This is a genomic window from Fodinicola acaciae, assembly GCF_010993745.1.
GTDB classification, from domain to species: Bacteria; Actinomycetota; Actinomycetes; order Mycobacteriales; family HKI-0501; genus Fodinicola; species Fodinicola acaciae.
In genome coordinates this window covers 66632-84129 of sequence record NZ_WOTN01000003.1, presented here as the reverse complement: position 1 = coordinate 84129, position 17498 = coordinate 66632, and the positions used below count along the sequence as shown (strand labels likewise).

Sequence of the window (17498 nt, the reverse complement as noted above, 5' to 3'; positions counted from 1 at the left end):
ATCGAAACGAGAGAGAAAAGAGATGGCGAACTACACCGCCGCTGACGTGAAGAGGCTCCGGGACGCCACCGGCGCCGGGTTTATGGACGCCAAGAAGGCCCTGGAAGAGGTCGACGGCGACCACGAGAAGGGCATCGAGCTGCTGCGCGTCAAGGGCGCGGCGAAGGCGGCGAAGCGGGGTGCGGAGCGTACCGCCGGCAACGGCATCGTCGCCGCGGTCGACGGCGCGTTGATCCAGCTGGCCTGCGAGACCGATTTCGTCGCGAAGAACGAGCAGTTCCAGCAGCTGGCCGCCGACATCGCCGGCGTGGCATGGGCCCAGAAGCCGGCCGACCTGCCGGCATTGCAGGCGCTGGAGCTGTCCGACGGCAAGACGGTGGCCGAGAGCGTCGAGTCGGCGTCCGCGGTCATCGGCGAGAAGCTGGAGCTGGCCAAGGTCGCCGTCTTCGACGGCAAGACCACCGCTTACATGCACCGCCGCTCCAGCGACCTGCCGCCGCAGGTCGGCGTGATCGTCGAGTTCACCGGTGACGAGCCGGAGGTGGCGCGCGGCGTCGCGATGCACATCGCCGCCATGCGTCCGCGTTACGTCACCCGCGACGAGGTGCCGGCCGACGTGGTCGAGAACGAGCGGCGCATCGCCGAGGCGACCGCCAAGGAGGAGGGCAAGCCGGAGGCGGCGCTGCCCAAGATCGTCGAAGGCCGGGTCAACGGCTTCTTCAAGGAGGTCGTGCTAGTCGAGCAGTCCTCCGTGCAGGACCAGAAGAAGACCGTCAAGCAGGTGCTCGCCGACGCCGGCGTGACCGTCACCCGCTTCGCGCGCTTCGAGGCCGGCCAGCCGTAGGCCACGCCTTTGCCGCAACGCCCCGTTACTGGCAGGTGCCAGTAGCGGGGCGTTGCGGCAAAACCGGCTTTGTGCTGGATCAGGCGAAAGCGTTGTTGAAAGTACGCTGCCAGGCTGCCTTGGCCTGCTGCGGATCGCCGTCGAACAGATGCAGGCCGATGCCGTTGGGGCCGTGGAAGCGATAGAAGGCGTCCTCGCCGCGGATGCCGAGCACACCAGGGAAGCCGGGCGCGAAGTCGACGACACCGTCGACCGGTTCGGCGCCGTCGAGCCTCATGCGTACGCGATCGCCGACCTGCGACATCACCGGCAGGCCGAGCGCCGCGGACAGCGTGCTCCACATGTCGACCCCGTCCGGGACCGGCGGCAGCGGCACCTCCTCGTACGTGGCATAGCGGCCGCTGAAGTGCTTGACGTACTCGCCGAGCGTGAACAGGTAGAGGTCCCAGCCGTAGCTGGTCATCACCAGGAACTCATCGCCCCAGTCGTCGGAGGTGATGCCGCTGTGCACGAACCGCAGCCACGTACTGCCGCCGTCGCGGCCCTCCAGCAGGTATTCCATCGCGTGGAACGAGCCGTCCTCGGCCGGGTCGCCGCGGTAGGCGAGCCGCTTCGGCGGGTCCCAGCCGGTGATGGTGGAGGCGTCGGAGAAGTCGCCGTAGGTCATGGTGATCCGGCCGCCGGCGCGCGGCTCGACCTCGTGCGGGCCCATGAACCACGACGAGATGCCGGGTCCGGTGGCGATGGCGTCCCAGACCTGCTCCGGCGTGCCGGGGATCTCTACTTCCTTGCTGATGTCGAACTCGTCACCCACGAGGTTGCTCCTTCGGCTTCTTGATGGGGTGGATCGCCACGACTATCCGGTGGTGGCGGCCGTGCTCGGACCGCTCGTCGTGGTATTTGCTCACCAGGCTGGCGACCGCGGTGGCCAACTCCTCGGCGAAGGCCGCCCGGTCGGCCGCCGACGCGAAGCGCACCTCGCCGTCCATCCCGAACGTGGCGACCGGCTTGCCGGCCCGGTCGGCGCCCTTGATCAGGTCGCCGACATCGCGTACGAGCCGGGCCGCGAGGGCCAGCAGCCAGCGCGCCGACAGCCGGTCGGGTGCCCTGTCCGGATCGGGTTGTACGGCCTCCAGCGCGCCGGGGGAGATGACGTACGACGACGCGGTGGCCCGCATCAGCCGCTCCGTGACGTTGCCCTTCCGGCGCTCCTCGACCAGCTCCACCAGGCCGTATTTCTCCAGCTCGCGCAGGTGGTAGTTGACCTTCTGCCGGGGCAGGCCGACCTTGGCGGCCAGCATGGTGGCCGACCCGGGCTCGGCCAGCTCGGCCAGCAACCGGGACCGCATCGGATCCAGCGAGACCCCGGCCGCGGCCGGGTCGTCAATCACCGCGATTTCCAGCATGGTCCCACCGTCGCACCGACAGAAATATTTGTCAAGAACGATGAACTTGTCGGATCGCCGGCTAGGTGAGGCGGTACGCGGGGTGGGATCCTGGTCACCAGGTGCCGGCCGATACATTGCGGTGAGTGCACATCTGCCGATGAGAGGGACCAGACCTTCATGACCTCCACTGCCGCCGACCCCTCGCCGACCGCGGTCGACCTCCGACAGGGCTGGAAGCGAGTGCTGCTCAAGCTCTCCGGCGAGGTCTTCGGAGGCGGCGAGGTGGGGGTCGACCCCGACGTCGTGCACGACATCTCGCGGCAGATCGCCGAGGTCGCCAGCAGCGGCGTGCAGGTCGCGATCGTCGTCGGCGGCGGCAACTTCTTCCGCGGCGAGGAGCTGTCGCAGCGCGGCATGGACCGGGCCAGGGCCGACTACATGGGGATCCTCGGCACCGTGATGAACTGCCTCGCGCTGCAGGACTTCCTGGAGAAGCAGGGTGTGGAGACGCGCGTGCAGACCGCCATCACGATGGGACAGGTCGCCGAGCCCTACATCCCGCGCCGCGCGATGCGCCACCTGGAGAAGGGCCGGATCGTCATCTTCGGCGCCGGCGCCGGCATGCCGTACTTCACCACCGACACCGTCGCGGTCCAGCGCGCGCTGGAAATCGGCGCCGACGTGGTGCTCAAGGCCACCAAGGTCGACGGTGTGTACGACTCCGACCCGAAGAAGAACCCGGACGCCAAGCGATACGACGAGATCAGCTTCGCCGAGGCGCTCAACCAGGGGCTCGGCGTGGCCGACACCGCCGCGATCAGCCTCTGCATGGACAACGGCCTGCCGATGGTCGTCTTCGACCTGCTGACCGAAGGCAACATCGGCCGGGTCATCGCCGGTGAGAAGATCGGCACGCTGCTCACCAACCGATAGGCTCCCCACCCCGCGTTCCCCGCGCACCGATACGGTTGGACGCGGCATAATGCCAGTCCCGCATTTCCAGGAGGCGACCAACGTGATCGACGATGCACTTCTCGAGGCCGAGGAGAAGATGGAAAAGGCCGTCGAGGTCGCCAAGGAGGACCTCGGCTCGGTACGCACCGGCCGCGCCGCGCCGTCGATGTTCAACAAGATCATGGTGGACTACTACGGCGCCATGACGCCGCTGCCGCAGCTCGCCTCGATCAACGTGCCCGAGCCGCGGATGGCGCTGGTCAAGCCGTACGACCAGTCCCAGATCGCGGCGCTGGAGAAGGCGATCCGCGACTCCGACCTCGGCGTCAACCCGGCCAACGACGGCAACGTGCTGCGCTGCGTCTTCCCGCAGCTCACCGAGGAGCGCCGGCGCGAGATGGTCAAGGTGGCGCGGCACAAGGGCGAGGAGGCCAAGGTGGCCATCCGCAACGTGCGCCGCAAGGCCAAGGAGGAGCTCGACCGCATCGGCAAGGACGGCGAGGCCGGCGAGGACGAGGTCAACCGCGCGGAGAAGGAGCTCGAGCAGACCACGCACAAGTACGTGGCCGCCATCGACGACCTGATGAAGCACAAGGAAGCGGAGCTGCTTGAGGTCTAATGACCTTGTGACGACACCGCAGCCAGCCGAGCCGCAACCGGCCGGCGGCCGGGGTCGCCACCGGGCCACGCGCGAGCGCCAGCCGACCGCCGCGCCCAAGGCCGGCCGTAACCTGCCGGTCGCGATCGCCGTCGGCTGCGGCCTCGGCGCGCTGGTGCTCGCGTCGCTGCTGATCTATCGGCCGGTCTTCGCCGTCGTGGCGGCCGTCGCGGTCGTCCTGTCGGTCATCGAGATGGTCCGGGCCGTACGACCGCTGGAGGCGCGGCCGCCGCTCGTACCACTGCTGGCCGGCGGTGTCGGCATGATCGCGTTGGCCTGGTTCGCCGGCGCCTCGATGCTCGCCGTCGGTTTCGTGCTGACGATCATCGCGGTGATGCTCTGGCGGCTCGGCGACGGGCCGGTCGGCTATCAGCGCGACGTGACCTCGGCGGCGCTGATCGCCGCGTACATCCCGCTGATGGCCGGGTTCTGCGTCCTGCTCCTGGTGCCCGGCGACGGTGCGTTGCGGGTGATCGCCTTCATGGCGACGGTCGTCTGCAGCGACACCGGCGCGTACGCGACCGGCGTGTTGTTCGGCCGGCACAAGATGGCGCCGCTGGCCAGCCCCGGCAAGACCTGGGAAGGCCTGGCCGGCTCGCTGCTGGCGTGTGCGATCGCCGGCGCGTTGTTCATGCACTTCTTCTTCGACCGGCCGTGGTGGTACGGCGTCCTGTTCGGACTCGCGATCGCGATCGCGGCCACTTTGGGCGACCTCGCCGAATCGATGCTGAAACGTGACCTCGGCATCAAGGACATGGGCAGCCTGCTGCCGGGCCACGGCGGCTTCATGGACCGGCTCGACTCGGTGCTGGTCGCGGCGCCGGTGGCGTACGTCCTGCTGGCCTCGCTGGCACCGCCGCACTGAGGGCGCCGAAACGATGGCTGACCACTGCCTGTGACCCACCGATACGACCCGAGTAAGATGTTCTGCTGTCAGCAACCGGGTCGCGACTTTGGGTTGTGTGGGGGATGCCTTGGATGACCCGGCTCACCTGCATACCGGCGACTTCTCGTGGGTGGCCATGGGAGAATGGGCCACACGATGACGACGCTGCCCCTCCTGGACGATCTCGAAGCCGACGTGACCGCAACGGGTTCCACCGAGCCGTTGACCGGACCCGGGCTCGCTGGCAAGGCGACCCGAGGCCGTCCGCCACGCCATCTTGCCGACCTGGACACCGCCGCGCGCCGCGCCGCGGTGGCTGAGCTGGGCTTTCCGGCCTACCGCGCCGACCAGGTCTCCCGCCACTACTTCGGCAGGCTCTCCGGCGACGCGGCGGCGATGACCGACCTGCCGGCCGCGGCCCGCGAGACGCTCGGCGCCGCGCTGCTGCCGGACCTGCTGACCACCGTGCGCGACATCGCCTGCGACGACGGCACGACCCGCAAGACGCTCTGGCGCGCGTACGACGGAGTGCTCTTCGAGAGCGTACTTATGCGTTACCCGGATCGTGTCACGATGTGCGTGTCCAGCCAGGCCGGATGTGCTATGGGCTGTCCGTTCTGCGCGACCGGCCAGGGTGGGCTCAAGCGGAACCTCTCGACCGCCGAGATCGTGGAACAGGTTGTGGCGGGAGCGCGCGCTCTGGCCGCCGGCGAGGTGCCCGGCGGTCCGGGCCGGGTCTCCAACATCGTGTTCATGGGCATGGGTGAGCCGCTGGCCAACTACCAGCGGGTCGTCGCCGCCGTGCGTCGGCTGACCGAGCCGGTGCCGCGGGGGCTGGGGATCAGCGCCCGCGGGGTGACGGTGTCCACCGTCGGGCTGGTGCCGGCGATCGCGAAACTGGCCGCCGAGAAGCTGCCGGTGACGCTCGCGGTGAGCCTGCACGCGCCGGACGACGAGCTGCGTGACACGCTCGTACCCATCAACCAGCGGTGGCCTGTTGACGACGTACTGGCGGCGGCGTGGGACTATGCGCATTCGACAGGGAGGCGCATTTCCATCGAGTACGCGATGATCGCGGGAGTGAACGACCAGCCCTGGCGTGCCGATCTGCTGGCCCGCCGGTTGGCTGGGAAGCTCGCGCATGTCAACCTGATACCGCTGAACCCGACGCCGGGCAGCGAGTGGTCGGCGAGCAACACTGGAGCGGAGCGGGAGTTTGTCCGGCGGTTGCGGGCTAGCGGCGTATCGACGACGGTACGAGACACCCGTGGTCGAGAGATCGACGGGGCATGCGGGCAGTTGGCCGCGGCGGAGGTGTGACGGTGCAGGGATCTGATCCGGGTGAGCGGTTCCGGCGACGTGCGCTGCGCCGGGGCTACAAGGTCGACGAGGTCGACGAGTTTCTCGAACGGGTGGACGCCACCCTGGTGGGAAACCCGGACGGCCCGCCGGTGACCGCGGAGGAAGTCCACAACGTGGTCTTCCGCGTACGGTTCGGCGGCTACGACGAGTGGGAGGTCGACAAGCACCTCGACCGGCTCGAACGTCAGCTCACCGAGATGGAGAACCAGCCGGCGGCGCATCCGGCCGCACACCCAGCCGCGCTGCCGTCCCGGGAGATGCGGCGGGAGCCGGCGGCGGCCAGAGCCGGCGCGCTGGTCGGCGGCGCGGCGGCCGCGGTCGCCACGCCGGTCGGCAGCCGGGCCGCCGTGCCGAGCCCGTCGCGGGTCGGCAACACGCGCGGCACCTCGCGCGGCGGTGTCGGCATGGCGTCGCCGACCGACGAGGCCTCGACGCAGTTCATGCCGGCCGTACGGCCCAGCCCGTACGGTGACCCGTCCGACGGCGGCCCGCCGACCGACGAGTTCGACACGCCGTCGGAGTTCCGCGACGACTTCCCCGAGGACGACTACCAGGAGCCGGCCCAGCCGCAGGGTCCCTACCAGCGCGACTACCCCGACCAGCAGCAGGGCTATGCCGCGCAGGCCGGCTACGACCAGGGCTATCAGGAGCCGTACGCCGAGCAGCAGGGTTACCAGGAGCCGTACGGGCAGCCGGCCTACCGCGAGGAGCCGACCGGAGCGGGTTCCTACCGCGGCGCCGCCGGGTACGCCGGCGGCCAGCAGCAGCCGGCCGAGGAGGAGAGCTGGTCCGCCCAGCTGGACCGCGACGGCCGGCAGTGGGAGACCCAGGGTTGGGAGACACAGGGCGGCGGCAGCCGCGACCCCGGCAGCTGGGACACCGGCGCGACGGTGATGTGGAGCAACCAGGGGGCCGGCGGGGCCGCCGACATCCCGTTGCCCGGCGTCGGCAGCAGGGACGGCCGGCACGGCAAGTCGGAGATGACCGCGGAGATGCCGCAGTACGGCAACTCCTCGCCGTACACGCCGCAGGACGCTACCAAGGTCGACCAGCTGCGTTCCACCTTCAAGCAGCGCCGCTTCGGCTCGGGCTATGACGTCGACCAGGTCGACCGGCTCTTCGACGGCATCAGCGCCGTGGTGACCGGCCGCTCCGGCGGTCGGATCGACCCCGAGGACCTGGTGCCGCACTTCGAGCTGGTGCAGGGTGGCTACTACGAGGACGAGGTCGACGCGGCCCTCGGCGAGGTCCGCAACATGCTCGGCCGCCGCGGCTGACCCTTCCGTACGACAAAACCGCAGGGACCCCTTGGCGACGTAAGGGGTCCCTGCGGTTTTGTCGTACTAGCTGTCGCGCTTGAGGCCGTTCTTGCGCAGGGCCCAGTCGACCAGGAGGATCGCGATCAGGCCCGCCGCGATGCCGCACAGCCAGAGATCCTCGACGTGGCCGCGGTGGTTGCCGAAGTTCATCAGCAGCAGGATCACCGCGACGACGAGCAGGCCGATGCGGGCCGCCTTCTTCGGGCCAGGCTTGTGCTGGTCGGGGGAGGTGACCATCTCCTCTTCCGCCACGTGCAACATCCTCCTTATGCAGGCCGCGAAGGCATCCTGCGCAAAGTCTGGCACGGCCGCCGGCGACTATGCTGCCGGGGTGGTGAAGATCGTGCTCATCGTGTTGCTCGTCGTCTTCGGCCTGCTGATGGCCTACATGTTCGTCCGTGGCCGGTTCAACCGGCGCTAGCCGAGTTGTACGAGCCCTGGATGGCGCTTCCCCAGTACGGTCCGTACATCCGGTCCGGGTCGGAGTCGTAGCCGAAGCTGTTCACCGACTGCTGGGTGCCGCGCGAGCCGCTGCCGACCAGCCAGGGGCCGCCGGACGAGCCGCCGGTCATGTCACACGTGACGCCCTGGTCCGCGCTGCCGTAGGAGTCCTTGACCGCCTTGCCGGTGCACTTCTGCAGCTTCTCGCCGTCGAACGGACTGTCCGCCGGATAGCCGTAGAGCGTGTACGTCTGGCCCTTGGGCTGGTTGAACGCCACGCCGGAGCCGCCGACCACCGTGCCGATGTGCCGGCCGCTCCGCGTCGCGAGCACGGCGAAACCGGTGTCGAAGTTGAGGTCGCCCTTCTTGGCCCACTGGCTGGTCGTCACCAGCCTGCGCGCCGTCCACTTGCCGTACGGCGCGCTGCCGTCGTCGTAACCGGGGACGAAGGTCCAGTGCGACGCGTAGGCGCCGGGACCCTCGTTGACGCAGTGGCCGGCGGTGGCGACCACGTCGTGGTTGCGGCTGCTGACCGAGTTGCCGGAGCACACGTAGTCGACGCCGCCGAAGGTGAAGAACACCTTGCCGACGTGCGCCACCGGCGCGATCCCCGGTGCGGCCGCCTTGGTCGAGGGCAGGCTGAACGGCGTGCCGACCAGGTCGCCGACGCCGCCGAGCAGGCCGGCCTTGCGCTGCCGGTCGTACGCGCGCCGGGCCAGCACGTCGGCCGGCTTGGCCTTGCGCATCCGCTGCGGTGTCCAGTAAGTGGCGTCGCTGTGCAGTGCGGTCGACACGACCTCACCCAGGTCCACGGCCGGTTCGCTGGGATGGTGGCCGCCGAGCACACCGGCGTAGGCCACCGGCGCCGCCAGCACGACCAGCGCACCGGCGGCGGCGAGCGCGACCAGGGAACGGGAGAGCTTCTTCATACCGGCCTTTCGCAGGTGGTGGCGCCGTTGTACGCGCGGGACAGATCACAGCCGGGTGGGAGGCAACAAAAGTCCTATCCCGGCCGTTCGCGTGGCGATACGTTAAGGGGGTCCGTGGCTAATTGTCCACATCGGCGCGCTATTTACGGAAATCTTATGGTTTCCTTGAGGTTTACCGCTGGTGTCGGCAATTGGCGGCAATCGTACGCGGTCCGGCCCACCGTCCGGCAACCGGCGTGGAGGAGAGGTGAACGGCCTGGTGACCGCCGTCGACGTGACCCAGCCGACCCCTCCGGCGGCCGCGCCAGCGTCGCGCCGGGCGGTGCGGGACAATGGAGCGGTGACGGTTCGCGAGGTGGTGTTGCTCGGCTCGACCGGCTCCATCGGTACGCAGGCGATCGACGTGATGAGGCGCCACCCCGACCGGTTCCGGGTGGTCGGCATCGCCGCCGGCGGCGGCAACGTCGAGCTGCTCGCCGCGCAGGCGCTGGAGCTCAAGGTCGACGTCGTCGCGGTCGCTCGCGCGACCATGGCGCAGGACCTCCAACTGGCCTTCTACAAGGCGGCCGCGGCGAGTGGCTACGAGTCCGGCAAGTTCGCCGTACCGAAGATCATCGCCGGCCCCGACGCGGCCACCGAGCTGGCCGCCTTGCCGTGCGACGTGGTGCTCAACGCGATCACCGGCTCGATCGGCCTGCGGCCGACGCTTGCCGCACTCCGGGCCGGCCGTACGCTCGCGCTGGCCAACAAGGAGTCCCTGGTCGCCGGTGGTCCGCTCGTACGCGGGGTGGCTGGCGAAGGCCAGATCGTGCCGGTCGACTCCGAGCACTCCGCGCTCGCGCAGTGCCTGCGCGGCGGCAGCCGCGCCGAGGTCGCCAAGCTGATCGTGACGGCCAGCGGCGGCCCGTTCCGCGGCCGCACGCGCGACGAGCTGGCCGGCGTCACCGTCGAGCAGGCGCTGGCCCATCCGACCTGGGACATGGGGCCGGTCATCACGATCAACTGCGCGACCCTGGTCAACAAGGGCCTGGAGGTCATCGAGACGCACGAGCTGTTCGGCGTGCCGTACGAGCAGATCGACGTGGTCGTGCATCCGCAGTCGATCGTGCACTCCATGGTCGAGTTCACCGACGGCTCCACGCTGGCGCAGGCCAACCCGCCGGACATGCGGCTGGCGATCAGCCTGGCGCTCGGCTGGCCCGACCGCATCCCGCGGGCCATCGTGCCGCTGGACTGGACGCGGGCGCAGAGCTGGCGGTTCGAGCCACTGGACCACGAGCGCTTCCCGGCCGTGTCGCTGGCCCGCGCCGCCGGCCAGGCCGGCGGAGTGCTGCCGGCCGTCTACAACGCGGCCAACGAGGAGTGCGTCGGCGCGTTCATGTCCGGAAGCCTGCCGTTCACCGGCATCGTGGACACTGTTGCGGCAATACTGGACGAGGCACCGCGGGCCACCCTGGGCAGCGCGGAGCCGACCGACGTGGACGACGTACTGGCGGCCGAGGACTGGGCTCGTAAGCGGGCTCGCGAGCTCACCGGCAGGACCATGAGGACCGGAGACCAATAGCGCATGTGGGCTTATGTACTCGGTGTAGTGCTGGTGGCGATCGGCATCCTGATCTCGGTCTGCGTGCACGAGGCGGGCCACATGCTCACCGCGAAGATGTTCGGGATGAAGGTCACCAAGTACTTCGTCGGCTTCAACCCGAAGCTGTGGTCCTTTCACCGCGGCGAGACCGAGTACGGCATCGGCATGCTGCCGTTCGGCGGCTACTGCAAGATCTCCGGCATGACGCCGGAGGAAGAGGAGGAGATGCCGGAGAACGAGAAGCACCGCTCGTTCATCCGGCAGCCGGTGTGGAAGCGCACCATCGTGCTGGTCACCGGCTCGCTCACCCACTTTCTGATCGCCTTCGTGCTGCTGTGGATCACCGTCGGCGTGTACGGCATCACCGTCCAGCAGGCGCCGGACAAGGCGCCGGCGCTGGTCAAGTCGGTCGCCACCTGCGTCGTGGTCCAGAACGAGGTCGACAGCAGTGGCGCGCTGCGCCCCTGCAAGGCCGGTGACCCGGCCAGCCCGGCGGCCGCGGCCGGGCTGAAGGGCGGTGACCGGATCCTCTCGGTCAACAACGTCGCGACGCCGACGTACGCGGCCTTCCAGCAGGCGCTGCGCAGCGCACCGACCACCGGTCCGGTGCCGATCACGTACGAGCGCGCCGGCAAGACAGTCTCGAGCAAGGTCACGTTGATCAGCGCGCAGCGCACCCCACCTGGCGCCAAGGCCGGCGCGCCGGCGCAGCCGACGCCGACCATCGGCCTCTACGGCAACCTGGACAAGACCGAGTACTACGGCCCCATCGGCAGCGCCGGCAAGGCCGCGCAGATCACCGGCATGGTCTTCACCGGCACGTTCGCCGCGCTCGGCACCATCCCGCAGAAGGTGCCCAACCTGATCGCCTCGCTGACCGGCGCGCACCGCGACATGAACGGCCCGGTCAGCGTGGTCGGCGTGAGCCGGCTCGGCGGCGAGGCGCTGGAGAGCCAGGGCCAGCAGGGCCTGCCGCTGATCCTGTCGATCCTGGCCAGCCTGAACATCTTCATCGGCATCTTCAACCTGGTGCCGCTGCTGCCGATGGACGGCGGCCATGTGGTCGTCGCGTGGTTCCAGCGGATCCGGTCCTGGTGGGCCAACCGGCGCGGCCGGCCGGACCCCGGTGCGGTCGACTACGCCCGGCTGATGCCGCTGACCTACGCCGTGGTGCTCGTGCTCCTGGTGTTCGGCGTACTCACCATCGCCGCCGACATCGTCAACCCGATCCAGATCTTCCAGTAAAGGGAGTCGTTCTCGTGTCCATTGACCTGGGGATGCCGGCGCCGCCGGCGCCGACCCTGGCCAAGCGCCGGGCGAGCCGCCAGCTCAACGTCGGCGGTGTGCTGGTCGGCGGCGGAGCGCCGGTCAGCGTCCAGTCGATGACCACCACGCTGACCGCCGACGTCAACGCGACGCTGCAGCAGATCGCTGAGCTCACCGCGGCCGGCTGCCAGATCGTACGGGTGGCGGTGCCGAGCGCCGACGACGCCGAGGCGCTGCCGGCGATCGCCAAGAAGTCGCAGATCCCGGTGATCGCCGACATCCACTTCCAGCCGAAGTACGTGTTCGCCGCGATCGACGCCGGCTGCGCGGCCGTACGCGTCAACCCCGGCAACATCAAGCAGTTCGACGACAAGGTCGCCGAGATCGCCAAGGCGGCCAGCGCCGCCGGCACGCCGATCCGGATCGGCGTCAACGCCGGCTCGCTGGACAAGCGGCTGCTGGAGAAGTACGGCCGGGCCACCGCCGAGGCCCTGGTGGAGTCGGCGCTGTGGGAATGCTCGCTGTTCGAGGAGCACGGCTTCCGCGACATCAAGATCTCGGTGAAGCACCACGACCCGGTGGTGATGATCAACGCGTACCGGCAGCTGGCCGCGCAGTGCGACTATCCGCTGCACCTCGGCGTGACCGAGGCCGGTCCGGCCTTCCAGGGCACCATCAAGTCGTCGGTCGCCTTCGGTGCGCTGCTGGCCGAGGGGATCGGCGACACGATCCGCGTGTCGCTGTCCGCGCCGCCGGTCGAGGAGGTCAAGGTCGGCTCGCAGATCCTGGAGTCGCTCGGCCTGCGCGAGCGCGGCCTGGAGATCGTGTCGTGTCCGTCGTGCGGCCGCGCGCAGGTCGACGTCTACACGCTCGCTGACCAGGTCACCGCCGGTCTGGAGGGCCTGCCGGTGCCGCTGCGGGTGGCCGTTATGGGCTGTGTCGTGAACGGTCCAGGTGAGGCCCGCGAGGCCGACCTCGGAGTCGCCAGCGGCAACGGCAAGGGCCAGATTTTCGTCAAGGGCAAGGTCATCAAGACCGTACCGGAGTCGCAGATCGTGGAGACCCTGATCGAGGAGGCTCTGCGGCTGGCCGAGGAGATGGGCACCGAGCTGCCCGAGGAGCTGCGCGGACTCGCGCCTGTCGTAGAGGTGAAATAACCGCCTCGCGATAGATTGCGGTGATGCTGACCAGGCAGCGCGCGAGCGTACTCACCGGCCCCGACCTGCCGGCCGTACGCTCGCTGCTGGAGCGCGACCCGGTGGGCGGCGCGGTGGTGGCGGCCAAGCTCACCACCTCCGGCCTGGCCGAGCAACATCTCGGCGCGCAACTGTGGGGGTCGTGGCGCGGCCGGCAGCTGCGGGCCATCTGCCTGTCCAGCGGCAACCTGGTGCCGTTCGGCACCGACACGGCCGACCTGCGTGCCTTCGCCGACCGCGCGCTGATGCAGGGCCGGATCTGCTCGTCGATCCTCGGCGAGGCGGACAGCGTGCTGGAGCTGTGGGGGACGCTGCGGCCGCACTGGGGACCGGCGCGTGACATTCGGGCCTGCCAACCTCTGCTGGCCACCGACAGACCCTCGCCGGTGTCGCCGGACCCGACCGTACGGCTGGCCGAGCCGGCCGACATGCATCTGGTGCTGCCGGCCTGCGTGGCGATGTACCACGAGGAGGTCGGCGTCTCGCCGATCGGTCGCGACGGCGGCGCGCACTACCGCGGCCGGGTCGCCGGCGCCATCGCCGCCAACCGGATGTACGTACGCGTCGAGAACGGCGCGGTGGTCTTCAAGGCCGAGCTCGGCGCGGTCACCTCGTCGTGCTGCCAGATCCAGGGCGTCTGGGTCCACCCCGAGCGCCGCGGCGAAGGCATCGCCACCGCCGCGATGTCCGCCGTCGTCAACCACGCACTGCGCCGGGTCGCCCCGGTCGTGAGCCTCTACGTCAACGACTTCAACTACGCCGCCCGCCGCGTCTACGCGCGGTGTGGCTTCCGCCAGGTCGGCACCTTCGCCTCGGTGCTGTTCTGATCGCGGCCGCAGTTCGCAGACTTCGGGGAGCGGTCCCGACGCGGCGTGTCATGATGCGCCATGGTCTCTACGTTGCGGGGGCAAGAGGGGAAAACCGGTCCACTACTTTTCAAGGGCGCTGTCGAGCTGGTGAAGCTCGTCGGAGCGCTGCGGCAACGACCGAGGGCGGGTGATCCGGCCCGGCAGTTGCACGAGTCCGAGGTGCGCTGGAGGCGTCGCAACCCGGTGGACGTCGACGGGTCTCGTGGACTGCCAATGCTCTGCTTGGTCAACGCCGACCGGGCCCGGTTTCCGGCCCTCCAGGTCATCTGCGAGCTGCTCCACGAGAGCGCGGAGCCCGAACCCACGCCGTACGTCTATCGCGATCTGGCGGTGCAGCCGACGCCGGTTCGCCGGCACGGCTATGTCGAGCCCGTACGCGACATCCTCGTCAGTGCACGCAAAGGTCTTGTGCAGCAGTCGACCGGTGGCCGGCTGCCGCGCTTTCCGCTCTTCACGCTGCTGGTGTGGCTCATGGGTGAGCGCATCGACGACGGCGATCAGCATCCGGACCGGACGTTGGCTTTCCGCGTCCAGAAAATCAGCCTGCACCATCGTTTTCGGCACGCGGTCCAAGAAATCGACGGCTCGCTGCCGGACGCGCCGCCGGTGCTGCGGTTGTTTCTCTTCTTTTGCTTCGTGGTGAGCCTGCTCTGGTTCTGGATCACCGTGCCCGGTCGGGTGCCTGTCATTTCCGGGAAATACCGCTGGTTTGTCCGCCAACCGCATTTGGCGCCGAAGCTGTCCGGCCGGAACTTCCTGCGGTTCGGTCGTCGCCTCACCGACGGTCACTGGCAGAAAGAGGATCCCGAATACGTCTGCCGGCTGCTGGTCAACGCGTTCCTGGAGGACTTGCGGCGGGCGTACCGGATCGGTCTCTGGAAGGTCTGGCGCAAGCGCCGCATGGGTTATCCGATGCTCCTACTCGACGGAGCGGACGCCGACAACGGCGGCTACGAACTGCTCCGGCTGGTGAACGCCGTGCGCAACCAACTCGGCGACTTCGACCCGTTGTTGCTGATCACCAGCGGATCCGAGTATCCGCCGCCGGTGCGGGCGGTGCTTTCCGCCCCCGTGCGAGGAGCCCGGCTGAAGTCCACAGCCGATGCCGCCGGTACGGCCTACCGTAGCTGGCAGGCGGCGCTGCCGATCGACCGGCTGGCGCGCCGGAAGATCACCTGGTTTCTCCCACTGCGGATCGACACCATGGACCTTCCCGATCCGGCCGTCGCCGTCAGCGCGTGGAATTCGCTCGGCGGCTACCACGGCGACTACCAGCTGGACAGGCCGCTCCTGTGGACCAGGCGGTGGATGCGGCTGAGCATGGCGGCGATCCTCCTTGGCGGTGTTGTCGGCGGTGGTGCGTACGCGGTGGCCGCGACCCGGCAGAGCCACTGCGGATCGCTGATCGACTCGGTGACCTGGACCGGCTTCGAGTGCGTCGGAGTCGCCGACGGCACCTTCCCGATGTTCCAACCGTCCAACGATCACATCCGGCAGGTCGAGGATCGGATCGCCGACCAGAACAGGCAGGCGGCGCAACTCCATGACGCGTATCCCGCGCGGCCGTACATCACCCTGGTCAGCCTGCAGGCCTTGACCTCGTCCAATGGCACGGCCGACGGTCTGACCGCGGCGCGGGAAGGGCTGGAAGGCGTCGCGGTGGCGCAGCGGCGCCAGTTGGTCGCGCGGGGGACCGCCGATCCGATCGTCCGCGTACTGGTCGCGAACGCCGGTCGCGGCATGCGGGAAGGTGTACGGGTCGCCCGCCAGCTCGCCGTGATGGCGGCGCGGGATCGCGGCATTGTCGGAGTCGTCGGCCTGGACATGAGCAGCAACGCCACCAGCGACACGATCCAGGCCATCACCGACGCCGGCATTCCCATGGTCGCCTCGACCCTCTCGGCCGACGAGCTGGCCGGTCAGAGCCCGCTGTATTTCCAGGTGGCGCCGCAAAACCAGCGCGAGGCCGAGGTGGTCGCGGAGTTCGTCAAGCGGCAGCCGAAGCTGCCGTCAGCACGCGTTTACTACTCTGACGACGGAAGCGACAAATACAGCAGCAACCTTCGCGAGGACCTGCTTCGAGCCTTGCGGCGGAGAGGGATTCCGGTCAGCGCTGCGGCGTTCCGGCCCAATGACCCAGGCAGCGCGGATCCCGCGCACGTCCACTACGCGGAGCCGCTGTTCGGCAATGCCGCGGCGGCCGGCCGCGCCACCTGCTCGTACGGCGGTGTCGTCTTCTTCGCCGGCCGTGGCGTCCCCGACTTCGGCGACTTTGTCAGCGCCGCCGCCTTGTGCGGCAGCGACGCCACGATCATCGGCGACGACGACGTTTCGCGTTATGTCGCCGACCAGCCGACACGGCGACAGAACCGCGCCCTGCCGTACTACTACGCCTCGTTCGCCGCGGCACCGGCGCCGGTCGCGCAGGCGCGCGGAGTCGCAAGGGACTTCTACCTGGGGCTCAACGAGATGTTCGGCTTCGAGGACTCCGCCGACGGCCGGTCGCTCGACGGTCACGCCGCGCTGGCGTACGACGCGTCGCTGGTGTTTATCAGCGCCACGGCGTATCTGCGCGAGTCGTCCGCGGACATCCCGGTGAGTCCCGGTGCGGTCTGGCGGGAGATCACCGCGATCCACACGTCTGCGGCGGCGGCGCAGATCAACAAGCACATCGACGGCGTTACCGGTGCGATCGACTACGGCGGCGACATCGCGCGGCACGTACCGCTCAACAAGCCGATCGCGATCATGCGCGTTGAGAACGGCGAAGTGCTGCCGACCATTCAGGCCTTCTGCGGCACCGCTACCGGCATCCCAGCCGCGTCCTGGTGTCCGGCCGGCCCGTAGGCGCGCCATCCAACGCTCCTCACGATTTCTGTCAGACCCGCTTCCTAGCGTCAATCGCAGGAGGTGGCACATGGGGGAACAGCAGCCGGGACCGATCTACGACAACGCGTTGAAGCGGCTGACGGCGCACCATCTCGGCGACATCTGCCAGTGGCTTGGTCTGGGTTCGCCGGTCGACGTGGTCGCGGAGTCGGAGGAGTTGCCGGCACACGGCCAGCGGGTCGACCTGTTGGTGCGGATCGGCGACCGGCGGTTGGCGCACATCGAGTTCTTTCGTCGCGGCGACCGAAACGCCGCGGCGCGCATGGTCGAATACCTGGCTCGAGCGGGGCAGCGCTTTCCGGGTTTCAGCATCGAGCAGTTCATTCTGCTGCTCGGCGCGGGAGAGATCGAGGAGGAGTTTCGGCGTGACGCGCTCACGGTGCACTTCCACGTCATCAAGCTCCGCGAATGCGACCCGGCCGAGTTGTTGCTGCGGCCGGCCGCGGCTCCGTTGGCCGTGTTGGCGAAGTGTTCGCGGGGCGGCCGTCGCCAGTTGTTGCGCGACGCGTTGGAAGCCATCGCGAAGTCCGGCGCGCCGCATACCAAGACATTGATGGAAATCGCGGAGACGCTCGCGCGGATATGCTTGCCGCTCGACGTGGTCACCGCGACCGGGAGGGAAGCTCGGATGCCGTTCGACCTGAGTGAGTTCCCGCCGTCGCCAGGCATCATCCAGGCGCACGCGGACGGTGAGGCACGCGGTGTGGCGCTCGGCGAAGCCCGTGGTGGGGCCAAAATGGTCGGCATCATGTTGCGGTCGCGGTTCGGTGACGACCCGCGGATCGATCGCATCGCCGGCCGGTTGGCCGAAGGCGATCCCGAAGTGGCGTTCCGCACGGCGATGAACGCGGCCAGCCTGGCCGATCTCGACAGCTGAGAACGCGCCGGCTCTCCGCAGTGGAGAGCCGGCGC

The 17498-nt window shown here is 69.2% G+C and carries 16 protein-coding genes; 12 read left to right on the top strand and 4 right to left on the bottom strand.

Annotated elements, in window-relative coordinates; translation table 11 throughout:
- Positions 1 to 22: 22 nt before the first annotated feature.
- Complete coding sequence (gene tsf / locus GNX95_RS26705) at positions 23 to 844, top strand: translation elongation factor Ts (protein ID WP_163510302.1); 822 nt, start codon at positions 23 to 25, stop codon at positions 842 to 844.
- A 79-nt stretch (positions 845 to 923) separates the two neighbouring features.
- On the opposite strand, the gene GNX95_RS26700 is transcribed toward tsf, so the two are convergent.
- Both GNX95_RS26700 and GNX95_RS26695 read right to left on the bottom strand, forming a co-directional pair.
- Complete coding sequence (locus tag GNX95_RS26700; protein ID WP_163510301.1) at positions 924 to 1658, bottom strand: SRPBCC domain-containing protein; 735 nt, start codon at positions 1656 to 1658, stop codon at positions 924 to 926.
- Complete coding sequence (locus tag GNX95_RS26695; RefSeq protein ID WP_163510300.1) at positions 1651 to 2250, bottom strand: ArsR/SmtB family transcription factor; 600 nt, start codon at positions 2248 to 2250, stop codon at positions 1651 to 1653. Before GNX95_RS26695 ends, GNX95_RS26700 begins: the two co-directional genes overlap by 8 nt.
- A 159-nt stretch (positions 2251 to 2409) precedes the next feature.
- Here GNX95_RS26695 and pyrH point away from each other — a divergent pair, with 159 nt between their 5' ends.
- From pyrH to GNX95_RS43410, 5 genes are all read left to right on the top strand, one after another.
- Complete coding sequence (gene pyrH, locus GNX95_RS26690; protein ID WP_163510299.1) at positions 2410 to 3165, top strand: UMP kinase; 756 nt, start codon at positions 2410 to 2412, stop codon at positions 3163 to 3165.
- 82 nt (positions 3166 to 3247) lie between these two features.
- Entirely contained in the window at positions 3248 to 3805 is a 558-nt protein-coding gene (gene frr, locus GNX95_RS26685; RefSeq protein WP_163511944.1) for a ribosome recycling factor, read from the top strand.
- Between the two features lie 7 nt (positions 3806 to 3812).
- Positions 3813 to 4709 carry a phosphatidate cytidylyltransferase gene (locus GNX95_RS26680; RefSeq protein ID WP_222853972.1) on the top strand — a complete coding sequence of 299 codons (897 nt, stop codon included), beginning with the start codon at positions 3813 to 3815 and terminating at the stop codon, positions 4707 to 4709.
- A gap of 177 nt (positions 4710 to 4886) precedes the next feature.
- Complete coding sequence (rlmN, locus tag GNX95_RS26675) at positions 4887 to 6050, top strand: dual-specificity RNA methyltransferase RlmN (protein ID WP_163510297.1); 1164 nt, start codon at positions 4887 to 4889, stop codon at positions 6048 to 6050.
- A gap of 2 nt (positions 6051 to 6052) precedes the next feature.
- Entirely contained in the window at positions 6053 to 7369 is a 1317-nt protein-coding gene (locus GNX95_RS43410; RefSeq protein WP_163510296.1) for a DivIVA domain-containing protein, read from the top strand.
- Positions 7370 to 7435: 66 nt separating this feature from the next.
- Here GNX95_RS43410 and GNX95_RS26665 read toward each other — a convergent pair whose 3' ends face one another.
- Together GNX95_RS26665 and GNX95_RS26660 are read right to left on the bottom strand one after the other, a co-directional pair.
- On the bottom strand, positions 7436 to 7663 hold the full coding sequence (locus GNX95_RS26665) for a DUF2631 domain-containing protein (protein WP_246281771.1): 228 nt from the start codon (positions 7661 to 7663) through the stop codon (positions 7436 to 7438).
- 155 nt (positions 7664 to 7818) lie between these two features.
- Positions 7819 to 8781 carry a trypsin-like serine peptidase gene (locus GNX95_RS26660; protein ID WP_163510294.1) on the bottom strand — a complete coding sequence of 321 codons (963 nt, stop codon included), beginning with the start codon at positions 8779 to 8781 and terminating at the stop codon, positions 7819 to 7821.
- Positions 8782 to 9121: 340 nt separating this feature from the next.
- Between GNX95_RS26660 and dxr the strand changes: the two genes are divergently transcribed.
- The 6 genes from dxr to GNX95_RS26630 all read left to right on the top strand — a co-directional run bounded on the left by dxr (position 9122) and on the right by GNX95_RS26630 (position 17463).
- Complete coding sequence (gene dxr, locus GNX95_RS26655) at positions 9122 to 10345, top strand: 1-deoxy-D-xylulose-5-phosphate reductoisomerase (protein WP_246281857.1); 1224 nt, start codon at positions 9122 to 9124, stop codon at positions 10343 to 10345.
- Positions 10346 to 10348: 3 nt separating this feature from the next.
- Positions 10349 to 11611, top strand: coding sequence for a M50 family metallopeptidase (locus tag GNX95_RS26650; RefSeq protein WP_163510293.1), 1263 nt, complete (start codon positions 10349 to 10351; stop codon positions 11609 to 11611).
- Between the two features lie 14 nt (positions 11612 to 11625).
- A complete protein-coding gene (ispG, locus tag GNX95_RS26645; RefSeq protein ID WP_222853971.1) occupies positions 11626 to 12789 on the top strand; it encodes a flavodoxin-dependent (E)-4-hydroxy-3-methylbut-2-enyl-diphosphate synthase in 1164 nt (387 codons plus the stop codon).
- A gap of 23 nt (positions 12790 to 12812) precedes the next feature.
- A complete protein-coding gene (locus GNX95_RS26640) occupies positions 12813 to 13655 on the top strand; it encodes a GNAT family N-acetyltransferase (protein ID WP_163510292.1) in 843 nt (280 codons plus the stop codon).
- Between the two features lie 72 nt (positions 13656 to 13727).
- Positions 13728 to 16544, top strand: a complete 2817-nt coding sequence (locus GNX95_RS26635; RefSeq protein WP_222853970.1) for a type 1 periplasmic-binding domain-containing protein — start codon at positions 13728 to 13730, stop codon at positions 16542 to 16544.
- A gap of 70 nt (positions 16545 to 16614) precedes the next feature.
- Positions 16615 to 17463, top strand: a complete 849-nt coding sequence (locus GNX95_RS26630; protein ID WP_163510290.1) for a hypothetical protein — start codon at positions 16615 to 16617, stop codon at positions 17461 to 17463.
- The last annotated feature ends 35 nt before the right edge of the window (positions 17464 to 17498 follow it).

Bases quoted from the DNA above. Each gene is read 5' to 3' on its own strand.
- tsf (WP_163510302.1), top strand. From the start codon at position 23: ATGGCGAACTACACCGCCGCTGACGTGAAGAGGCTCCGGGACGCCACC.
- GNX95_RS26695 (WP_163510300.1), bottom strand. From the start codon at position 2,250: ATGCTGGAAATCGCGGTGATTGACGACCCGGCCGCGGCCGGGGTCTCG.
- pyrH (WP_163510299.1), top strand. From the start codon at position 2,410: ATGACCTCCACTGCCGCCGACCCCTCGCCGACCGCGGTCGACCTCCGA.
- rlmN (WP_163510297.1), top strand. From the start codon at position 4,887: ATGACGACGCTGCCCCTCCTGGACGATCTCGAAGCCGACGTGACCGCA.
- GNX95_RS26660 (WP_163510294.1), bottom strand. From the start codon at position 8,781: ATGAAGAAGCTCTCCCGTTCCCTGGTCGCGCTCGCCGCCGCCGGTGCG.
- GNX95_RS26650 (WP_163510293.1), top strand. From the start codon at position 10,349: ATGTGGGCTTATGTACTCGGTGTAGTGCTGGTGGCGATCGGCATCCTG.
- GNX95_RS26640 (WP_163510292.1), top strand. From the start codon at position 12,813: ATGCTGACCAGGCAGCGCGCGAGCGTACTCACCGGCCCCGACCTGCCG.
- GNX95_RS26630 (WP_163510290.1), top strand. From the start codon at position 16,615: ATGGGGGAACAGCAGCCGGGACCGATCTACGACAACGCGTTGAAGCGG.